This window comes from [Leptolyngbya] sp. PCC 7376, from assembly GCF_000316605.1.
In the GTDB taxonomy this organism is placed as follows: Bacteria; Cyanobacteriota; Cyanobacteriia; order Cyanobacteriales; family MRBY01; genus MRBY01.
Window position 1 is genome coordinate 2,607,330 of record NC_019683.1, and the last position, 18,037, is coordinate 2,625,366.

Genomic DNA, 18,037 nt, shown 5'->3' on the forward strand with positions numbered 1-18,037 from the left:
TACTTTTTAAACTTAATCATATGAATATTTTTTTTAAATTAATTTGCCATCTAAATTATCATTCTAAAGGGAAACCGGTGCGGCGATCGCCTCGGTCAGAGGGAGGGTATGTTTTATTTGTCATTATGATGATTTCATTATCAACCCTAGGTTTACTTGCGGCCTACGCGAAAATCACCCACGTTGATAAGATGCGCTCAACCTCTTCGTTTGAGGGGAATACCGCTTTCTATGCTGCCGAAGCGAGTTTAAATTTAAAAGTTGAAGATATTCGCCAGAAATTTGCAGGCTACAATACACCGAATGGCACCCCACCCACTGACATTACGTCCTGTTTTGATTTAGACGCCACAAATGATGGCACGAATGACTTTGGCTGCGACATCGAAACATTTGTATCTAGCTCCTCAGACCAAGCCGCCTTTGAGGCAGCGTCTTACGTCATTGCAAAAAATAATGGCCAGCCAACCATTGGTACAGTGCCACGGGGCGAAGCATTTCAAAATTTGAATATGCAAGAGTATGGTTTTGCGATCCATGCCGTTGCAAAAAAAACCGTTGCGGCTGATTCCGAGCTAGGTGCCAGCTTAAAAATGGATATTAAAAGTCGACTGATTCCAATGTTTCAGTTTGCCGCTTTTTATGCTAACGATCTTGAGATTTTGCCAGGTCCTACGATGAATTTGCGAGGGCCAGTCCATACTAATGGTTCGCTTTATCTCGGAGCTGGTGGTACGTTGTTTGTTCATAACCAAGTGACTCTTACTGGCGAACTATACAACAGTCGAAAAAACAAAAATTCGACCTACTCGGAGGGTAAAGTTCAGATTAAAGATGCGGCAGGCAATTGGCAAAATCTATTGTCTGGTGGTACTGGCAGCACATCTCAAACAAATAGTGCAATGAATCCAGAGCTAGTGGATAGCACTTGGGGCACGCAGGTACAAACAGATCTTGAACCTGTGATCATTCCATCTCCTTCATTTATTGATGCGACTGGTGCTTACTATACAAATGGAGATCTTCGGATCGAATACAAGCCTGCGGATACGGCGACTAATAACACAGATTATTTGGCGACAGTTCCTTTCGAAATTCAAGTGCCGGATAGTAGTACAGGAACCCATGAACAGCTCACAGAAGGTCAATTGCGGAGTTTACGACAGCCTGTAATGGTGGGTCGAGATGTGGAGCAGGCAGGATATTGTAATGCTGTTAGTGAACCCAGTATTTCGGCACTGACCTCGGACAACGAAGTGAAGCGATATATTGTTGAAGCACTACAAACGGCGATCGCCTCCCAAGTAGAACCGCTCCAATTTACTACGCTAGATACCAGCATGAGTGATGCAGAGTTTGCCAATCTTAAAGCAAGTTTCGACACAGCTCTGACTGCTCGTTTGGATGCACAGCTGAATTTCACGAGTATTTTATCTAGTGGTGATACAGCCCAAATTGCATCTCTAAATAGTATTGTTGACTCGACGCAACTCAACATTTTAGATAATTTATCCCCCGAACAAATTGCGGCCATTTCTTATCAAGGCACCGACCCCGATGATGGCAGCACAATCGAATTAGGAGAGCGCTGTTTTGTTGCAGCACCTCTGCGGGATATTGGTCGTGATTCTTCTAGTCATCAGTCTCCCTATCGTTATTACAATGACCGCGAAGGTCGCGAGATGCGTCTGTTACAGATGAATATCGAGAGTTTAACGGTCTGGAATCGTGATGGTGTTTACGTGGAGTTTAATAGTGGAGCTGTCCAAAACCTCAACAGTGGTCAGGGTTTTAGCTCAGATGAATCATTATTTGAACGCATCGAGCCAGATGGTAATGCAGTCGCTAACTCTTTTCAGAGTCTCGGTTTAGCATCCAGTGATACCAGTGAAGGTGGACTTGTTTTCCATGCCACTGTTGATCAAACAACCTATCCTGATGCAGCAGGTGTTGATAGCCCCTACGGCTTTGTCCTAACAAAAGGCGAACAACTGATGGGCTTAGCAGGCACTGCCAGTAACCCCGAAAATACCGGACTCACATTTGTTAGTGACCATGGCGTATATGTCCAAGGCGATTACAATATCGTCAATAAACAGCCAGCCAGTGTCTTAGCCGACTCGCTAAATGTTTTATCTAATGCTTGTCGCAACCAAGACGGCATGATCAATAAAAAGTCAGGGAAAAATTGCAACCCAGATATTAACAACGAAGATACAAAATCTAATGGCGCCACCACTGAAATCAATAGTGCATTTCTAGCAGGCACTGATATTACGGTTCCGAATGGCGGTAATGGTGGTTATAACGGCGGACTTGAGAACTATCCGCGTTTTGCAGAGAGTTGGTCTGGTAAAACCCTAAGATATCGTGGTTCCTTTGTCAGTCTAGGTACATCACAGCATGTCTCCGGGAAATGGAGTAGCCAAAAGTATAATCCTCCAGGACGTGATTGGGAATACGATTTGGACTTTAATAATGCAGATAATCTACCGCCTCTCTCCCCTCGCTTTGTCCACGTTAAGCAGTCATCTTTTGAACGCTATCTCGATTAATTATTCGCTTAGAATATGGCTGAAAAGCTGATGCTGCCCGATTATAAACAGCTACATTTAGCCTCTATCTGCCATGAAGCAGAAATCAAGAATAGTCAAATATGTGGGTGCTTTGACTGCTTGTCAATTTTTGAGCCGCAGCGCATCTCAGAATGGATTGATGAACTGTCCAATGCAGAAGGAATTAGCGGGAGGACAGCTGTTTGCCCAATCTGCGGTACCGATTCTGTGTTGCCGGACTCTTCTATTGAGGTGCCTTTAGATCAGGCACTACTGGAAGGAATGCATCAGGTGTGGTGTCAGGTTACGTAATCTAAAATAGGCGGCGATCGCCCTGTCCCCAAAAACCATCATATTTTGTGATCGTCAGATCATTTTCAACTGTGATTTGGCAAGCTAGGCGGCGCTGTTTCTCCGGGTTATGGGGAGGGAAAGAAAGCCGCGCTTTTTCTTTCCAATTTCTCTCCGGTAACTCCCCCTCAATCTCGACAGCACAAGTTCCACAAGAACCAATCCCCATACAGTTGATGATATTTGCTTTGCCGTTATAGAGGGCTGCATTATGCTTGAGGAGAACTTTACGAAGGTTTTCTCCTACGTCACAGGTAATGATTTGATCGCCGAAAATAATCTTTGGCATAGGTTAAAAATATCGAGCCACGAAAGAACTGTAAATAGTCTATAAAATCTAGCCTCTAAACATATTGCTCAGAGAAAAAAACGCGCGGCGATCGCCTGATCTACCAAGGACTACCAATCAACGTAAACGCTGACCAATAGTAAGGATGAGCAAGGGAATTAGATGTTGGAGCAGTGAAATTACCCGATAGCTCTATCGAATAAGGAGAACGAGTACCGCCCCGTAGCTGATTGCCATCAATCCTCACATCACCACGAATAAGCGCGATTTGGGCCTGTCGTAGCGCTTCAGCTTTAGTACGAATATTAGGGTCGCGCAGATTTTGATAAAACTCACTCATCAGCGCCATTGTGCCCACATCACTCACCTCCCAGAGGCTGGCCACAGCAGAACGTACCCCTGCCTGAATTGCCAGTCCACCAAAACCCAGCTCTGCCTCCGGATTTCCCAAAGCTGTTTGACAAGCACTCAGCACCAACAGCTCCACAGGCGGCTCTCGAAACCATTGCAATTGCTTCATTTCACTAATTGCCAATTGCTCTTCACCCCAAAGTTGAATATAGGAGTTCTGGAGATTACCGCCTTGAAAACTGGCATGAGTAGCCAGATGAATAATGCCGGGATTAATCTCATCGCGAGCAGCAAGCAAATTCTCTTCCGTAAACTCTTCATTTAGAAAATAACGAGAATTATCAAATTGCTGCGTAATCAGCTCTAATTCTGTTGGCACAGCAGGCAAATCATTCAGCTCAGAGAAACTAGATGCCCCCATCGCCAACATCTCTCGGTCATGCAGGGGGCGATAGCTGGTATCTGTCAAACTCAGATTAGGGGTGATACTCAGACTATATTTTTCGATGAGATATTGCTCTCCATCATATAAAGCAGCCCAAGGCACACTCCGTAAATCTCGTCCTAAGGAAATCAATAAATTACTGATCTCTTCCTCTCGCAATGTTTCTTCAATCGGCTCAAACACTTGTTGATGAATGCTTTCTAAGGCGCGATCTAGACGTCGCCGAAAAATTTGATTAGGCGTTATCGCAACTCTGAGGAGTTCACGTTCGAGCTGTTTGAGTTGTCTGCGAGTGATGGGAAGCGTTTTCACCACAATTTCATCGTTAGCAGTCGTGATAATCACCTCAAGGGGATCTTCGCCATTTGTTTGCCCTGGAATTTGACCTAACCAAGGTTTGAGCGTATCTATTTTGTGATTATTTTTAGTGCGACTAAGCTGTACACTTTGTGGCTCATTATCTGACGCCAAATTGTTACTTATCGGACGAAAGCGTAAAGAAAGATAAGCAGTTTTTGTGTCTGTTTGTGCATCAAGATTCCCGAGGAGACTTTGTGATTGTTCTGGAGTGAAAGGAGACGGCAAATTTTGTCCCAAATAATCACCATATTCTGCAGCTTGTTCGACTTCTGCAGTCAGAAATGTGTCTCCATTTGTAACAATGGCATCTGGCTTATTTTGTCCACCAACCTCTGGTGTGGTTCCTCCGATCTCAGAGTCTTCATTATCGACTCCATCAGAACCTTCTTCTGGATTATCGGCAGTGATACTACTGTCATCTATCCCTTCGGCGATCACCTCCGAACTGTCTACAGTATCAATGCCTTCAGAGCCTTCTCCAAAAATGCCAGTATCTTCTTCGATGATAAAATCGGAGTCTTCGAAAAATGAATTAAGAAATGGGTCTAAAAATAGATCAATAAAAGGATCAGTGAAAGTTTCACCTTCACTTACTAAAGTGACATCATCTGTATTGTTGAGCGTAAACACGACGATACCAGTATCCGCAAATACGAAAACATCAAAAGCTCCAACAATCCCGTTCGCACTGGCAGGAAAAGCAGCTTCACCAAAAATATCAGTGACGGTGAAAAAATCGATAGGATTAGTGCTGGCTCCAGTAACAGGGGCAAGGAAATCAACATCGATTCCTTCTAATGAATTACCAAAAATGGCCTCTTCGGCAAAAACAATTAACTCTTGAGAAAACGCTGTATTGGTGAGTGCGGTCTGATTATCGCCTGCAAGGATAAAGAGTTCAGTCCCCTGAAATTCCACTGCTCCTAAGTCAACTATCCCAACTTGGCGATCGCCACCTCGCTGCTCAAAAGAACTCGAAACAAAAGAATCATCACCAACATCAAAGGCAGGACTACTGGGGAGCAATAAATGTGTTTGTAGAGGAGTTGTGCCAGTATTGGGGTCACCAGTTTCAGAGCCACCATAGTCTCCCAACGGAGCAAGTAGCGGATCTACATTCAGTACTCCAGCGCCTGCAACACTACCATCTTGTACAAGATTAAATCCAAAGACAGTCGGCGTTGCTCCACTCCAATCTCCCCCAATGCTATTGGTAATAATACTATTTGTAAGATTGGCTGTGCCTCCTCCTGCTCTGCGTACTCCTCCACCTCCAGCAGGTTGTGTAGAGTTACCAGAGATAGTGGAATTATTGATGTTTACTATTCCACTGAGATCGTAAATTCCCCCTCCAGAAGTCGTAGCAGTATTACCAGAGATAGTGGAATTATTGATGTTTACTGTTCCAACGTTGTCAATACCTCCACCTGAACCTGAAGAAGCAGAATTAGAAAAAATACTAGAGTTATTAATAGTTAGTGAACCAAAATTAGAAGCTCCTCCACCAGCAGAAGCGTCATTATTAGAGATATTAGAATCATTAACATCTATTATTCCTGTTCCAGCATTATAAATTCCTCCTCCGAAGAAACTAGATGTATTACCAGAGATAGTGGAACTATTAATATTTACTGTTCCATCATTACTAATTCCTCCACCTAAATTAGAGGCAGAATTATTCTCAATAGTGGAATTATTAATATTTACTGTTCCCAAGCTATTTTGAATACCTCCTCCATTAAGGGAAGCCATATTGCCAGAAACAGTAGAACTATTGATATTTACCGTTGCAATATTAGTGTAAATGCCAGCACCAGTACTTGCTGTATTACCAGAAATAATAGAGTTATTAATGTTTACTATTCCTGTTCCAGCGGTAAAAATCCCACCACCATTGAATGCAGAACCATTCCGAATTGTTATGTCTTCAATCGTGGCAGTAGGTGCAAGAATATTAAAAATTCGGCTGGAACCATTGCCATCAACCGCAAAAAATTGTCCTGTTCCATCTAAGACCAAATTATCCGTTGTCCAGGCGATTTCTCCTGTGGTTAGCACAACATTCCCTGAGATTGTAGGGATAATTAAATCTCCAGCTACGGCCGCAGAAAATGCCTCACGTAAAGAATCAGGGCCATTATCATTTAGATTTTGAACGAGGATCGTCGCTAATCTTCCTTCCCAAGTGGCAAGAGTTTCTAGGGTGAAAGGGTTACTCGCTTCGATATCGCCAGTGCTATATTCCAGATCCCAATTTCCATCAAATTCAGCACTACCAGTGACATCTAAAGAGGCAGCAACGTCTGTCTCAGTTAGCTCTGCCAACTGAGTGAGTAGCGCTTCGCCATCCATCCCCAAAGCGGTAAAACAACTATAGAGTAACAAATCTGCGCCATTCCCCAAAACCGATCGCCACTGTTGTAGTTGAGCTTGATAGGCTTCTAGGGTTGCACCATCAACTAAGTCACTACCGAGCCAAAAATAACCTTCATTACCTTCTGCAACGATATTGATCGCATCGAGAGTTTCACCCGTTGCAGCAAATTCTAAGAGAGCATTGGTAACGGCATCTAAACCAGCTTCTTGTTTCAAAACGATGGTTGCAATGGTTCCCGATTCACCACCGAAAAGTAGTTGGTCAGGATTATCAGCCCGCTGATCAATAAATGTATAACCAAGCGAATCTTCCAAATTATCTCGGAAACGCACAACGGTTAAACCGCCACGACTGGATTCACCTGCTTCAATTAGAGAAAAATCAGTGGGAGTCACACGCCCAGTCGCCATCAATTGCACGGTATCGGCTTGAACTGTCCCGGCAATGCCAACATCACCAGCATTAAAAGCAATATTTTCTCCATTTTGTTTGAGAGAAACTTCTCCAGTCTCACCAACTGAAACTGTTTCACTAGAACCTGTCAGATATTGCGGTAGATCGGTTGTGGTGAAGACTTGCAGATCATTAGGGAGAAGCGTTCCGCCAATAGGTGCAGCATCGAGAGCTAGGGACAGTAAATTACCGGGTTGGGATATTTTGATTTGTCGTTGTTCTGGGATGGCAGTCAAACTGATATTGCCATTGGGTGCAGACAAAGTCCCCAGATTGAGTACGCTACTGCCCACCAACCATAGTGACTCATTAGCTGGCACTGCGAGATTCCCTTGATTGAGAATCATGCCTGTCGCATCGTCAAACACAAAACTGGTGGGGTTTCCGTTCAGGGCAGCATAGTTATTAGTACCAAAACTCTGGAGAAAGTCTTCGCCAAAGCCAATTCTTGTGGACGTTGTTGCAGTGAAACTACCGCCAATATCAAGCTGAGCATTAGCGCCAAAAATCAGGCCAGCAGGATTGACGAGAAATAAGTTGGCATCGCTTTCATTGACCCGTAGTAAACCATCAATAAAAGAGGGATTGCCACCACTGATTCTGGAAAGAATATTTTGAATATTAGGGTCGGCAAAGAAAGTCGCGCTTTGGCTCGGAGATAAATTAAAGTCGGAAAAATTATGGAAAAGATTTGCGGTATCACCGGATAGGCTACCGCCCAGAATCTCAAAGTCTGAGCCAGTTTGGTTGACAATGGTACCTGTGCCATCCCCTGCTGGGGTAATTTGGGCGATCGCCTGTTGCTGGGGCTCCAGAAAAACGAAGGGCAACGTTGGAATAGCAAGCAGAAAAAAAGAAATATTGGAGCGAAACAAAACGAGCACCTCGGTCTTAGCCCCTAACACCAGGGAGATGTCTGAGGGTAATATTACGGCTCATTGTACCGACAGAAATCTAGTTTATGCGTAAAATTACACAAACACTTTCATTAAGAAAATCTCTGGCGATCGCCACCAACCATGCCCGGAAAACTTGGGCCACAGGAAAGTAGATAAAGATTCGCTATTTATTTTTTTATTTCAGGCGATCGCCGCCATGCTTAATCACTAGATCAACTCTGCATCCGCAATCATTTCAACCAAAGCTGGCCCTTTATATTCCAAGGCTCGTTGCATCGCATCATCAAGCTCCTCTTTTTTTGTCACCCGAATACCCAGGCCTCCACAAATTTCAGCATATTTCGAGAAATCAGGATTATGCAGTGATGTCTGCCAAACGTCCCATTCTCCAGCTCGTTGCTCCTTACTAATCTTCCCTAATTGCGAGTTATTCACCAAGAAATGAGTGATATTCATGTCATATTTCACCGCAGTGGTAAATTCTGCCAAATATTGACCAAAACCACCATCTCCGGATACCGAGACAATTGGCCGTTCATGCCCAGCTGCCGCCCATGCCCCCATCGCCGCCGGGAAACTAAAACCAATAGAACCGAGATAGCCTGACATGAGAACAGATTGGGCTTCACATTCAAAGTAACGACCAAAAGAATAGGTGTTGTTGCCCACATCCACCGAAATCACAGCATTAGCTGGAATTTGGCGGGTCATCGCGGCAAAAATAGCAGCAGAACCTAAACCTTGGCCACGATCATCTGCTTCTCGACGAATTTTTTCCTCGCGCCAAATTGCCCAACGATCTGCTATTTCCTCACGCCGATTTTCGGTATTTACTTGCCCTGTTAAAGCTGTTTTTAATTGTTCGACGACAATACTGATCTCACCCCAGACTGGCACTTCTACCGGATGGAATTTACCGAGGGCAAGAGGATCAAAATCTACTTGAATAATTGGCTTTTTCGCAGAAATTCCGGTGTGATTAGAGAATGATGCACCAAATACCAACAGCAAATCCGACTCATTCATAAACCAACTGGCAATGGGTGTACCACTACGTCCTAAGACACCGCAGCCCAAAGGATGGCGATCGCTAATTTGTCCTTTTGCTTTAAAGGTCGTAAGAATTGGTGCTCCCAATAGTTCAGCCAATTCGATAATGGCAGGCATATTAAACCGAGATCCATGACCCACAATAATCACTGGGCGACGGGATTGCTTTAGACGGGCGATCGCCTTTTGTAGAGCATCAGGTGGTGGCGCAATCTGTAACGGTGTAATGCGCCCAGTCGGACTAGAAGCTGGCACATCAACAGCAGCTTGTACCTGAACTTCATCAGGGAAAATCAAATGAGATACATCACGCTGTAAAAGTGCATTTTTTACCGCAAGGGTCATCAACTCTGCATGTTTGCTATGGCTTAAAACTGTTTGGCTCCAAGCTGCCACCCCACTAAAAGCTGCACCCAGATCACATTCCTGAAAATTGCCTGTCCCCAATACCTGAGAATTCACTTGTCCTGTCAAAGCTAAGATCGGTGAACGATCCACCTTGGCATCCCACATCCCAGTTAAAAGATTTGTTGCTCCCGGCCCGGCGATCGTCAGGCAAGCTGCAGGTCTTCCCGTTAATTTGCCATAGGCCGCTGCCGCAAAAGCCGCTGCCCCTTCATGACGAATACCAAAGAAGGTAATATTCCCTTGCTCTTCTTGACGCCGCAAAGCATCTGCCAAACCAAGATTAGAATGGCCCACCATGCCAAAAACATGGGTAACTCCCCAGTTCACCATCGTTTCAGCCATGACATCGCTTACTGTTCTGGTATGAGGGTCTTCCACAGGCAAGCCCACATAAACGCCATCCTCTCGCACCTCTACCGGGAATGTTTCCAGTGCATCATCGTCATCGAAAGCACCGGGAGACTGTCCAGTGAGAGGGCAATAATCCCAGCCATGCCAAGGACAGCGCAACAAACCATTCTCAATCGAACCTTCCCCTAAAGGCCCACCCTGGTGCGGACAGCGATTATCCAAGGCACCATATTGACCATCGTAATGGGTTAGAGCGAGACCTTTATGTCCGGCAATCACCGTTTTGACACGACCCTCCGGCAATTCGTCTGGTGCTAAAACTTTGAACCATTGAGTTGAAGTATTTGCCATGATGGAATTCCTTTAATGAATGGATCGAGTGGCTCTAAATATTGGGTTAAATCTAAAATGACGGCTCCAGCCAAAGTCTTATTCTTTTCAATCAGTTTTAAAGAGGGGTGACACCGGCATAATCTACGCCTGTGAGATGGGCCATATCTCGATGCCAAGTGGTCAAATCATCAGCGCAAAACTGATTAAAGTGAGTATGTCCGCAGGCTCGTGCAAGCACCTGCATCAACTCCGTAGAGGCACGGAAAAAACGATTTAGTCTTTCGGCTGCATCATCAATAATTAAGCGGCGACGCAAATGTTCTTTTTGGGTGGCAATACCCACCGGGCAATTATTCGTATGGCAAGCGCGCATCCCGAGACAACCGATCGCCTGAATTGCCGCATTAGAAACGGCTACCCCATCAGCACCGAGAGCCAAAGCTTTCGCGAAATCAGCAGGCGTTCGTAACCCGCCCGTAATAATTAAAGTCACATCCTTAGCACCGCGACTATCTAAATATTTTCTCGCTCTAGCCAGGGCCGGAATGGTGGGTACAGAAATATTATTGCGGAAGAGCAACGGTGCAGCGCCCGTCCCACCACCGCGACCATCCAAAATAATGTAATCCACACCAATGCGTAATGATGCTTCAATATCCTGTTCAATATGCTGGGCGGAAAGCTTCACACCGATAGGAATACCGCCCGTTTTTTCCCGTACAGTTTTGGCAAAGTTACGAAAGTCATCAACGGACTCCCAGTCTGGAAAGCGTGGGGGAGAAATGGCAGATTGACCTTCTTCTAAACCTCGCACCTCAGCAATTTTACCTTTAACCTTGTGGCCGGGGAGATGGCCACCTGTGCCTGTTTTTGCGCCCTGACCACATTTGAAGTGGAAGGCTTGCACTTGCAGGAGCTTATCCATGGAGAAACCAAACCGGGCAGAAGCGAGTTCATAAAAATAGCGGCTATTAGCAGATTGCTCTTCGGGTAACATGCCGCCTTCACCGGAACAAATGCCTGTGCCTGCCAGTTCAGAGCCTTTCGCTAAGGCAACCTTTGCTTCTTCAGATAATGCGCCAAAACTCATGTCTGACACGAAAATTGGCATACTCAGTTTTAAGGGTTTCTTGGCATTGGGGCCAATCACCAATTCTGTGCCGACTTCTGCATCATCGAGCAAGGGTAAACGGGCTAATTGGGCTGTAACAAATTGCAGATCATCCCATTTTGGGAGCTGTGGGGCGGGCACTCCCATGGCAGAAACGGGGCCATGGTGTCCAGTTTTTGAAAGTCCGTGGGTGGCCAGAGCATGAATATAGTGGGTGCTTGGTTCATCGACAGTGCCGTGAATATCAGCGTAGGTTCCTTGGTAGGCATCTCGGTTATAAGGCTGGGGATGTTTGGTGCGCCAAGCAATTATTTCGTCGGCATCGACATACACATCGTCGTCTTCGACCCAGGCATTAAATTTGTCGAGAATTTCGCTGTCATTGTAAGAACTAACGCCTGTATCCATGCGGTAATCCCATTGGTGCAGCCCACAAATGATGTTGTCGCCTTCGATGGAGCCATCAGCCATCAAAGCTCCCCGATGTTTGCATCGGCCATAGAGCACTGAGAGTTTTTCATCCCAGCGGATAATCACAAGATCAACGTTTTCGACTAATGCGGCAACGGGCTGGCGATCGCCGATCTCACTCCAGGTGGCAATTTTGACTTTTTTCATTGGGTGTCGTTCCTAACTGAATTGGGGCTGATTGGGAAAATGGGGTAAAAGGGATTGATTTAACTCGATAGGATGAGTCCGGCATACAGGATAGTGCCGCCGAGAAAGGAGAAAAAACAACTCTGCTGTTCGTCGGGCAATTCTCGTTTCAAAATATTGAGGATGATACTTCCGGCTAAAAATGACCACACCAGGGACACTGTTACTTCACTGAGATGAAAGGCTTGTCCAGCGATCGCCCCAACCATAATCGCTCCGGTCAATATCCACCGTCCTTGCTTGTCGTAGGGCATCGAATGGTGTTCCCGTAAACTGCGATCCACAATAAAAAAGTGCAGGGCGATCGCCACAAAAAACAAAATGCACTGCAATAAACTATGCTCACCGATGTCCTGGAGCAAATAACCCACAATGATGTTTAGTACTGAGAAAAAGGCGATATGAATCCAAAAAGTAATAGTGTCAGTACTATCAGAATTGTGATTTTCACGGTTGAACTTTCGCGAATTTAATGCCCAAATATCCAACCCATAAAAAATCAAAAGACCAACCAGTGCAATGATATAAATATGATTTTCCAGGTAGGCCATCAGGGGCACAGCAGAATGTTCTAATTCCTCTTGGGCATGGCTGAGTTCAGGGAAAATCTCTAGGAAAACATATCCAATCGATACGCCTCCGGCAAACGACAGCCAACGGTGTTCGGGAATAAATGCAAAAATATTTCGCTTGGAAACAAAAGCATGAATCAAGGCTAAACCGACAGCCAAAATCAGACCCGGTCCTTCCATAGACGGCTCACTCTAATCTTTATTAATTAACCTGAATGTTACTGAATCATTACTTAGGGACTAGGCTTTGCTCAACAAAACAAAATGTGCGATCGCCTGTCCCTTTATTGCCCTAATTTCTCAGCCTAATAATCAGCAGTCGGATAGACAACTTTCACGTCATTATTTTCCCAATAGGTATCCGCATTTGCTTTGCGCGTTTCTGGATCAGCTTCCCACTGAGGCTTTGTTTCGCCGAGCTTACCGTTATAAAACAGGAACAACTTTCCCTCTGACACAATGTAGCTCTTAGGATCGATCGGAAAGGTTTTTCCTTCTGAGACTGCCAGCGCGCAAAAGCCACCATACTGAGGAATATAACGCTCTGGATTGGCTTCAAATGTTGCTTTGTTCGCCTCACTACTAAAGCGATAGGTTACGCCTTCGTAGGTTGCCATAATACTTTCATCACCTTTGGTCGGCATATCAGAGAAATAAGACACTGGGTCATAACCTTGTAGCGCAACGCCAGCTTCGTTGAGATTTTGTAAATTAGCCATAATCACCTCTTTTGATGGATCATTCGCCTTACGATGGGCTTACCAAGATCATGAATCGGGCTTTCGGTTGGAGCAAGCTGATTTTTTTAATTGAACCGATAGATAGTAACTATAACGATGGATCTTTACCAAATACACTATTTTCTGGCGATCGCCGAGGTTGGTAGTTTTACCAAAGCAGCAGAACAACTATACGTATCGCAACCATCGCTCTCGGCAGGGATAAAAAAATTAGAACAAGATTTAGACGTGCAGCTATTTGAACGAGTTGGGCGAGGAGTATTACTCACATCGGCAGGCCGTTTATTCCAAGAAAAAGCCCAAAGCATTCTGGCAGAATATAAGGCAATTCGCCAAGATTTGGAACAGTTAAAGGATGCCCCAACCTTACGCATTGCTACACTGCACACGCTCCGAGCCGATAGCTTAACTCAGATTGTCGGTCGATTTCATGAGCAATACCCCAATGTTGCCATTGAGATTTTGCAGGGTTATTTCCAAGATATCCAGCAATGGTTGGAGCAAGGTGATGTGGATTTGGCCATTACTTGGTTACGGGGAGAAAAGACCATCCCAAATTCCCAGGCTTTGTTTCACCAGCCCTTAGCTTTAGCGGTTCATCAAGACCATTCTTTTGCAGAAAGAGAAACTGTTTGTTTAGCTGAGTTGGATGGACATGCCTATATAAATCGGATCAATTGTGAGCTATGGCAAATGCATCCCAAACTCTTTGCGACGGCTGGGATTGAGCCTAAATTTATTTATTCTTCTAATAATGAGGAATGGGCAATTTCATTGATCCAAGCAGGGATGGGGGTCAGCATTATGCCGATGTGGAAAAGGATTAAGAATATCGTTTATGTGCCGATCTCGGATCTAGATTTAAACCGTACGATTGGTCTGCAATGGCGTGGGAAAACGAATCTCAAAGCTGTCAGCTGGTTTCGTGATTTTGTAGCAGATTGTGATTGGCAAGTGGCAAGCTGATTTTTAAGCTTAAAGATTTAAAGCCTCGACTGCTGCGAGAAGTTAAGGGATTACTGTGCTTTTTCGGATTTCAAATTTAAGGGTTAGAAGCATCATGTCAAGACACAAAACAAATGCTGACATGCTTTTCTATAGACAGTTTGGGAATACTAAAGCCATGCCCAGTTTTCATTGCTCGCATCACTCAAAACGATGTTATTCCATGGAATTCTCTATCCAACGGGGAAAGCAAGCAACCGAACAAGCTGTCTATTTTTCTGCCTATTTTTCCAGGACAACACCCAATGTTTAAGACTTTTTTCACTAAATTTTCTGCTGTGGCGATCGCCGCGACGACTGCTTTCATTTCAACTGCATCTGTTTTTGCGCAACCCATATCTCCCTCTGTAAATGGGCGCTACGAAGACCTCGTTCAAACAATTCATTGCCCCGAAGACGAAGAATCCTATGGCAACTTCAATGAATATGGCTATTGGGGTGGCGGCAGTTGGTGCGGTGAAGATGGGAAAGAAGGATATTGGGTTTATGATGCTCCCAATTGGTACGTCTGGGCATCTGAGACAACAGATGAATTAGACCCTGAAGCGAGTGCCTATGGCAGTTACTCAGGTCTTGTCCAAATACTTGAATGTGCAGCCGATGTGGATGCCTATGGTGACTACAACAATTATGGCTATTGGGGCGGTGGTAGCTGGTGTGGCGAAGATGGTTCCGCTGGTTACTGGGTCTATTCTTATCCCAACTGGTACATCTGGAATTACGCCAACTAAAGAATTTACTCAATCACTCTTTCGTTAAATCTGTTGTCTCAGTCGCTTTGTAGGCTCTGGGGCAATTTTTGTTTACAGCGCGTAAAAAACAGGAGAGTTTCAAGTAAGTAATGCTATAGCAAAATGGAGTGAGTCGTTTCCTTGGAAGTCTCGCTATGACAATTCACTGTCCCCAATGTAATGCTCAAGACATCATCAAAAGTGGATTCGCTAAAAATCGTCAACGATTTAAGTGTAAGCAGTGCAATTATCAATTTACAAGCTTTTCTAAAGAGCGGGGCAAGCCTCTCTGGATGAAATTAGAAGCTGTATTGATGTATATGAGTGGTATGTCCATGAATGCGACAGCCAAGATTCTCGGTGTATCAGCTCAATCAGTGCTCAATTGGGTAAGAGATTTCGGTGAAGCCAATTATGAAAAGCCCACTCCTGAGTCTGCTGTCGTGGTGGAGCTAGATGAGCTATGGCATTTTATCCAAGAGAAAAAAACAAACTTTGGGTCTGGAAAGCATATGACCGTAATACTGGGCGACTCATTGACTGGGAATTGGGAAGTCGTGATAGTCGAACTTTAGGTCATTTACTAGAGCGGTTATCGCAATGGCAAATCACTGTCTATTGCACCGATAATTGGAAACCCTATCAACAGCTATTAGAGAATCACCCAGATGCTTTTCATGTCATTAGCAAGAAAGAGACAATAGCAATTGAGAGAAACAACTCAGACAATCGCCATTGGTTTGCTCGGTTTCATCGCAGGACGAAGGTCGTCTCTAAATCAAAACACATGGTGGACTTGAGCATGGCACTGTTTGCGAAATTTAGAGTGAATGGAAGTATTGAGCTACTGCGCAATTGGCGTTTAACATTACTCTCTTGAAACTCTCAAAAACAGATCAGATATCGCCTGGTCGATTTGTGATTAGATTTAAAAATTCAGATCCTCGACTTCTCTGAGAAGTCGGAGATCTATGCAACCCTATTCTGACTGAAGAGAAGCTTCATATTGAGCGGCGAGATGTTCCTGTAAATTGCGGTGAATAAATCGATCGCCACCCCTCACTCGCTGCAGAAAAAGGCGATCGCCACAATAATTCAGAATCAAACAAATATTAGAGCAGTTTATAAGTCTGTGGATCAGCTTTGAGAACGTAAGCATCCCCGTAGCGCATCACATCACCCGTAATTTCAATCGGATCTGCGACTAAATCCAATACTTCATCGTTTACAGCCTTACCTTCTAGATCCGACAGCATAAAATACAGCGGCAAACCGTCCTCATTTTGCGATAAAAACACAGACGGTACACCACCAGAAATACAGCGAATCGCGCAGGAGCGGTGGGTTTTTGTGCGACCAGGTTTCATAATGCCGGGATAACATTTACCATCCATAATTTCTCCTCGCAAAGAGAATTGCCCCATAGAGATCCCCATCTCCAATTCCTGTGGTGCAGTTTCTGGAGGGTCGATGGGCTCTGCCGAGAAAGTCGCTAAGACAGTCAAGCTATTGCGGTGTACTGGTAACCCTCTCAGCTCCACCCATTGGCCTGCATTTTCCATGACTTTAGCTGATGGCGAAGTCTTGCCTGGCCCGGACAGCAAATAAACCGAATAAGGACTCTGATCGCCCACATCGCCGGGACGAGGCACCATCAAATGGGGTGAAGGATCGCTCATTAACAACCCAACAAAAGTTTGCTGCCCGGCAAAACGACCGGGATTTACCTGCTCGGAATGGATAGACGGCAAGAGCAATGCTAAGCCGATGTAGCCAATCACCAGTGATGGAATCAGTATTAGTAAAAAGCGGCGTATCTTACGGGGGATTTTGGCATAGCCACGATAAAATTCATCGTTGTCAGAATCATGTAAAGCCATTATGAATCAAACTCCTCTGTGAAATGGGCAGGTTCAACCGGAGTGCCGGGTCGGTTCGGGATTGATGCAACGAAAATTTGAGTGCCTTCGACCTTCACATTGAATGTCGGAACTTTCTCAGTGAAGGGTGGCGGAGAAGAACCGTTGTCTGGATAGTATTGATACGCATGCCAAGGACAGGTAACGCAACCATCGATTATTTTGCCTTCGCCAAGGGGGCCATTCTGGTGTTGGCAGACATTAGAAATAGCGGAGATTTTACCGTCGTATTTAAAGATAGCCACTCGCTCACCAGCAATCACAACAATTTTGGCGCGATTTTCAGGAATTTCATCGACAGTACAAGCGGCAACATAGCCTTCGGCATCGGCTTGAAGTGTGTGCTTAGCTTTACCAAAAGGCCAACTCCCATCAGTCTTAGCTTCCTTGAGTCCGGCGATGAGATGAAGTCCTACCACAGTGACAAAACCAACGCCGACTAAGGCGGTCATTAATGGGTGACGATTTGTTTCTAGTGCACCCAGGATTACGTGACTGACAAGGAGACCATAGGCGACATAAACGCCCATGTGTAAAGCTTTCCAAATTGGAGGAGTCAAATTAACCAACCAGAAGTCATGGCTCGTAACGGCCATAAAGAGGAATATGACTAAGGCGATCGCCCCTAAGCTCTCGAAGGGAAAGCGAATAAAAGAGGTGTAGTTTGTATTACTGACAAACAGACTGACGATCGGCTTCAGATTCCCGAAGTCGTGATACCACCCTAATGTTTCCTTGGCATGGAGCACACCGAGGGCAAACATGGTAACGCCCATATGGCGGCGATTGTAGAGTAGTGGAAGAAACTTGGGGAACAGTCGGCAAAGGGGACCAATGGCCAAAATAATGTGGAGCAGGATAAATCCGGCAGAGCCATAATCGCGAATCCAAATCCCCTTCAGATCTAAACTCGAACCACCGCTCTTGGCGATCGCCTCAAACACAAATAAATAAGCAATGACTGACGCCCACAAAATGACGTCATAGATAATGACCTGTCGATTCCATTGAATAGATTTATAGGCAACACTCATAGAAAACTCCGATGGAAAATTCCGATGGAAAACAAAACCAACTTCA

At 45.0% G+C, this 18,037-nt stretch carries 14 protein-coding genes; 5 read left to right on the forward strand and 9 right to left on the reverse strand.

What is annotated here, in order from left to right; genetic code table 11:
* The first annotated feature begins 20 nt into the window (after window positions 1-20).
* Window positions 21-2,555, forward strand: a complete 2,535-nt coding sequence (locus LEPTO7376_RS11480) for a hypothetical protein (protein WP_015134344.1) — start codon at window positions 21-23, stop codon at window positions 2,553-2,555.
* Between the two features lie 30 nt (window positions 2,556-2,585).
* On the forward strand, window positions 2,586-2,867 hold the full coding sequence (locus LEPTO7376_RS11485) for a hypothetical protein (protein ID WP_041765502.1): 282 nt from the start codon (window positions 2,586-2,588) through the stop codon (window positions 2,865-2,867).
* 1 nt (window position 2,868) lies between these two features.
* On the opposite strand, the gene LEPTO7376_RS11490 is transcribed toward LEPTO7376_RS11485, so the two are convergent.
* The 6 genes from LEPTO7376_RS11490 to LEPTO7376_RS11515 all read right to left on the reverse strand — a co-directional run bounded on the left by LEPTO7376_RS11490 (window position 2,869) and on the right by LEPTO7376_RS11515 (window position 13,281).
* A complete protein-coding gene (locus LEPTO7376_RS11490; RefSeq protein ID WP_015134346.1) occupies window positions 2,869-3,195 on the reverse strand; it encodes a 2Fe-2S iron-sulfur cluster-binding protein in 327 nt (108 codons plus the stop codon).
* A gap of 100 nt (window positions 3,196-3,295) precedes the next feature.
* The gene (locus LEPTO7376_RS23550) at window positions 3,296-8,065 is read right to left on the reverse strand and encodes a CHAT domain-containing protein (RefSeq protein WP_160148443.1); all 4,770 of its coding nucleotides are present in this window, start codon (window positions 8,063-8,065) and stop codon (window positions 3,296-3,298) included.
* 222 nt (window positions 8,066-8,287) lie between these two features.
* Window positions 8,288-10,240 carry a thiamine pyrophosphate-dependent enzyme gene (locus tag LEPTO7376_RS11500; RefSeq protein ID WP_015134348.1) on the reverse strand — a complete coding sequence of 651 codons (1,953 nt, stop codon included), beginning with the start codon at window positions 10,238-10,240 and terminating at the stop codon, window positions 8,288-8,290.
* Window positions 10,241-10,337: 97 nt separating this feature from the next.
* Window positions 10,338-11,951, reverse strand: coding sequence for a glutamate synthase-related protein (locus LEPTO7376_RS11505; protein ID WP_015134349.1), 1,614 nt, complete (start codon window positions 11,949-11,951; stop codon window positions 10,338-10,340).
* Between the two features lie 59 nt (window positions 11,952-12,010).
* Window positions 12,011-12,742: a hypothetical protein gene (locus tag LEPTO7376_RS11510; protein ID WP_015134350.1), complete on the reverse strand. Its 732-nt coding sequence runs from the start codon at window positions 12,740-12,742 to the stop codon at window positions 12,011-12,013.
* A gap of 125 nt (window positions 12,743-12,867) precedes the next feature.
* The gene (locus LEPTO7376_RS11515; protein WP_015134351.1) at window positions 12,868-13,281 is read right to left on the reverse strand and encodes a YHS domain-containing (seleno)protein; all 414 of its coding nucleotides are present in this window, start codon (window positions 13,279-13,281) and stop codon (window positions 12,868-12,870) included.
* A 117-nt stretch (window positions 13,282-13,398) separates the two neighbouring features.
* Here LEPTO7376_RS11515 and LEPTO7376_RS11520 point away from each other — a divergent pair, with 117 nt between their 5' ends.
* From LEPTO7376_RS11520 to LEPTO7376_RS25725, 3 genes are all read left to right on the forward strand, one after another.
* Entirely contained in the window at window positions 13,399-14,268 is an 870-nt protein-coding gene (locus LEPTO7376_RS11520) for a LysR family transcriptional regulator (RefSeq protein ID WP_015134352.1), read from the forward strand.
* 284 nt (window positions 14,269-14,552) lie between these two features.
* A complete protein-coding gene (locus tag LEPTO7376_RS11525) occupies window positions 14,553-15,038 on the forward strand; it encodes a hypothetical protein (RefSeq protein WP_015134353.1) in 486 nt (161 codons plus the stop codon).
* Between the two features lie 155 nt (window positions 15,039-15,193).
* Window positions 15,194-15,918 (forward strand): IS1 family transposase gene (locus LEPTO7376_RS25725; RefSeq protein ID WP_315861517.1). Its coding sequence is split into 2 segments (ribosomal slippage): window positions 15,194-15,518 and window positions 15,518-15,918, totalling 726 coding nucleotides; the frame shifts between segments, so codons are not numbered across the junction.
* Window positions 15,919-16,017: 99 nt separating this feature from the next.
* On the opposite strand, the gene LEPTO7376_RS28390 is transcribed toward LEPTO7376_RS25725, so the two are convergent.
* The 3 genes from LEPTO7376_RS28390 to LEPTO7376_RS11540 are packed head-to-tail and all read right to left on the reverse strand — an operon-like array spanning window position 16,018 to window position 17,991.
* Complete coding sequence (locus LEPTO7376_RS28390; protein WP_264308887.1) at window positions 16,018-16,143, reverse strand: hypothetical protein; 126 nt, start codon at window positions 16,141-16,143, stop codon at window positions 16,018-16,020.
* 7 nt (window positions 16,144-16,150) lie between these two features.
* Window positions 16,151-16,918, reverse strand: coding sequence for a hypothetical protein (locus LEPTO7376_RS11535; RefSeq protein WP_015134354.1), 768 nt, complete (start codon window positions 16,916-16,918; stop codon window positions 16,151-16,153).
* Window positions 16,918-17,991: a Rieske 2Fe-2S domain-containing protein gene (locus tag LEPTO7376_RS11540; protein WP_015134355.1), complete on the reverse strand. Its 1,074-nt coding sequence runs from the start codon at window positions 17,989-17,991 to the stop codon at window positions 16,918-16,920. Before LEPTO7376_RS11540 ends, LEPTO7376_RS11535 begins: the two co-directional genes overlap by 1 nt.
* Window positions 17,992-18,037 lie beyond the last annotated feature (46 nt).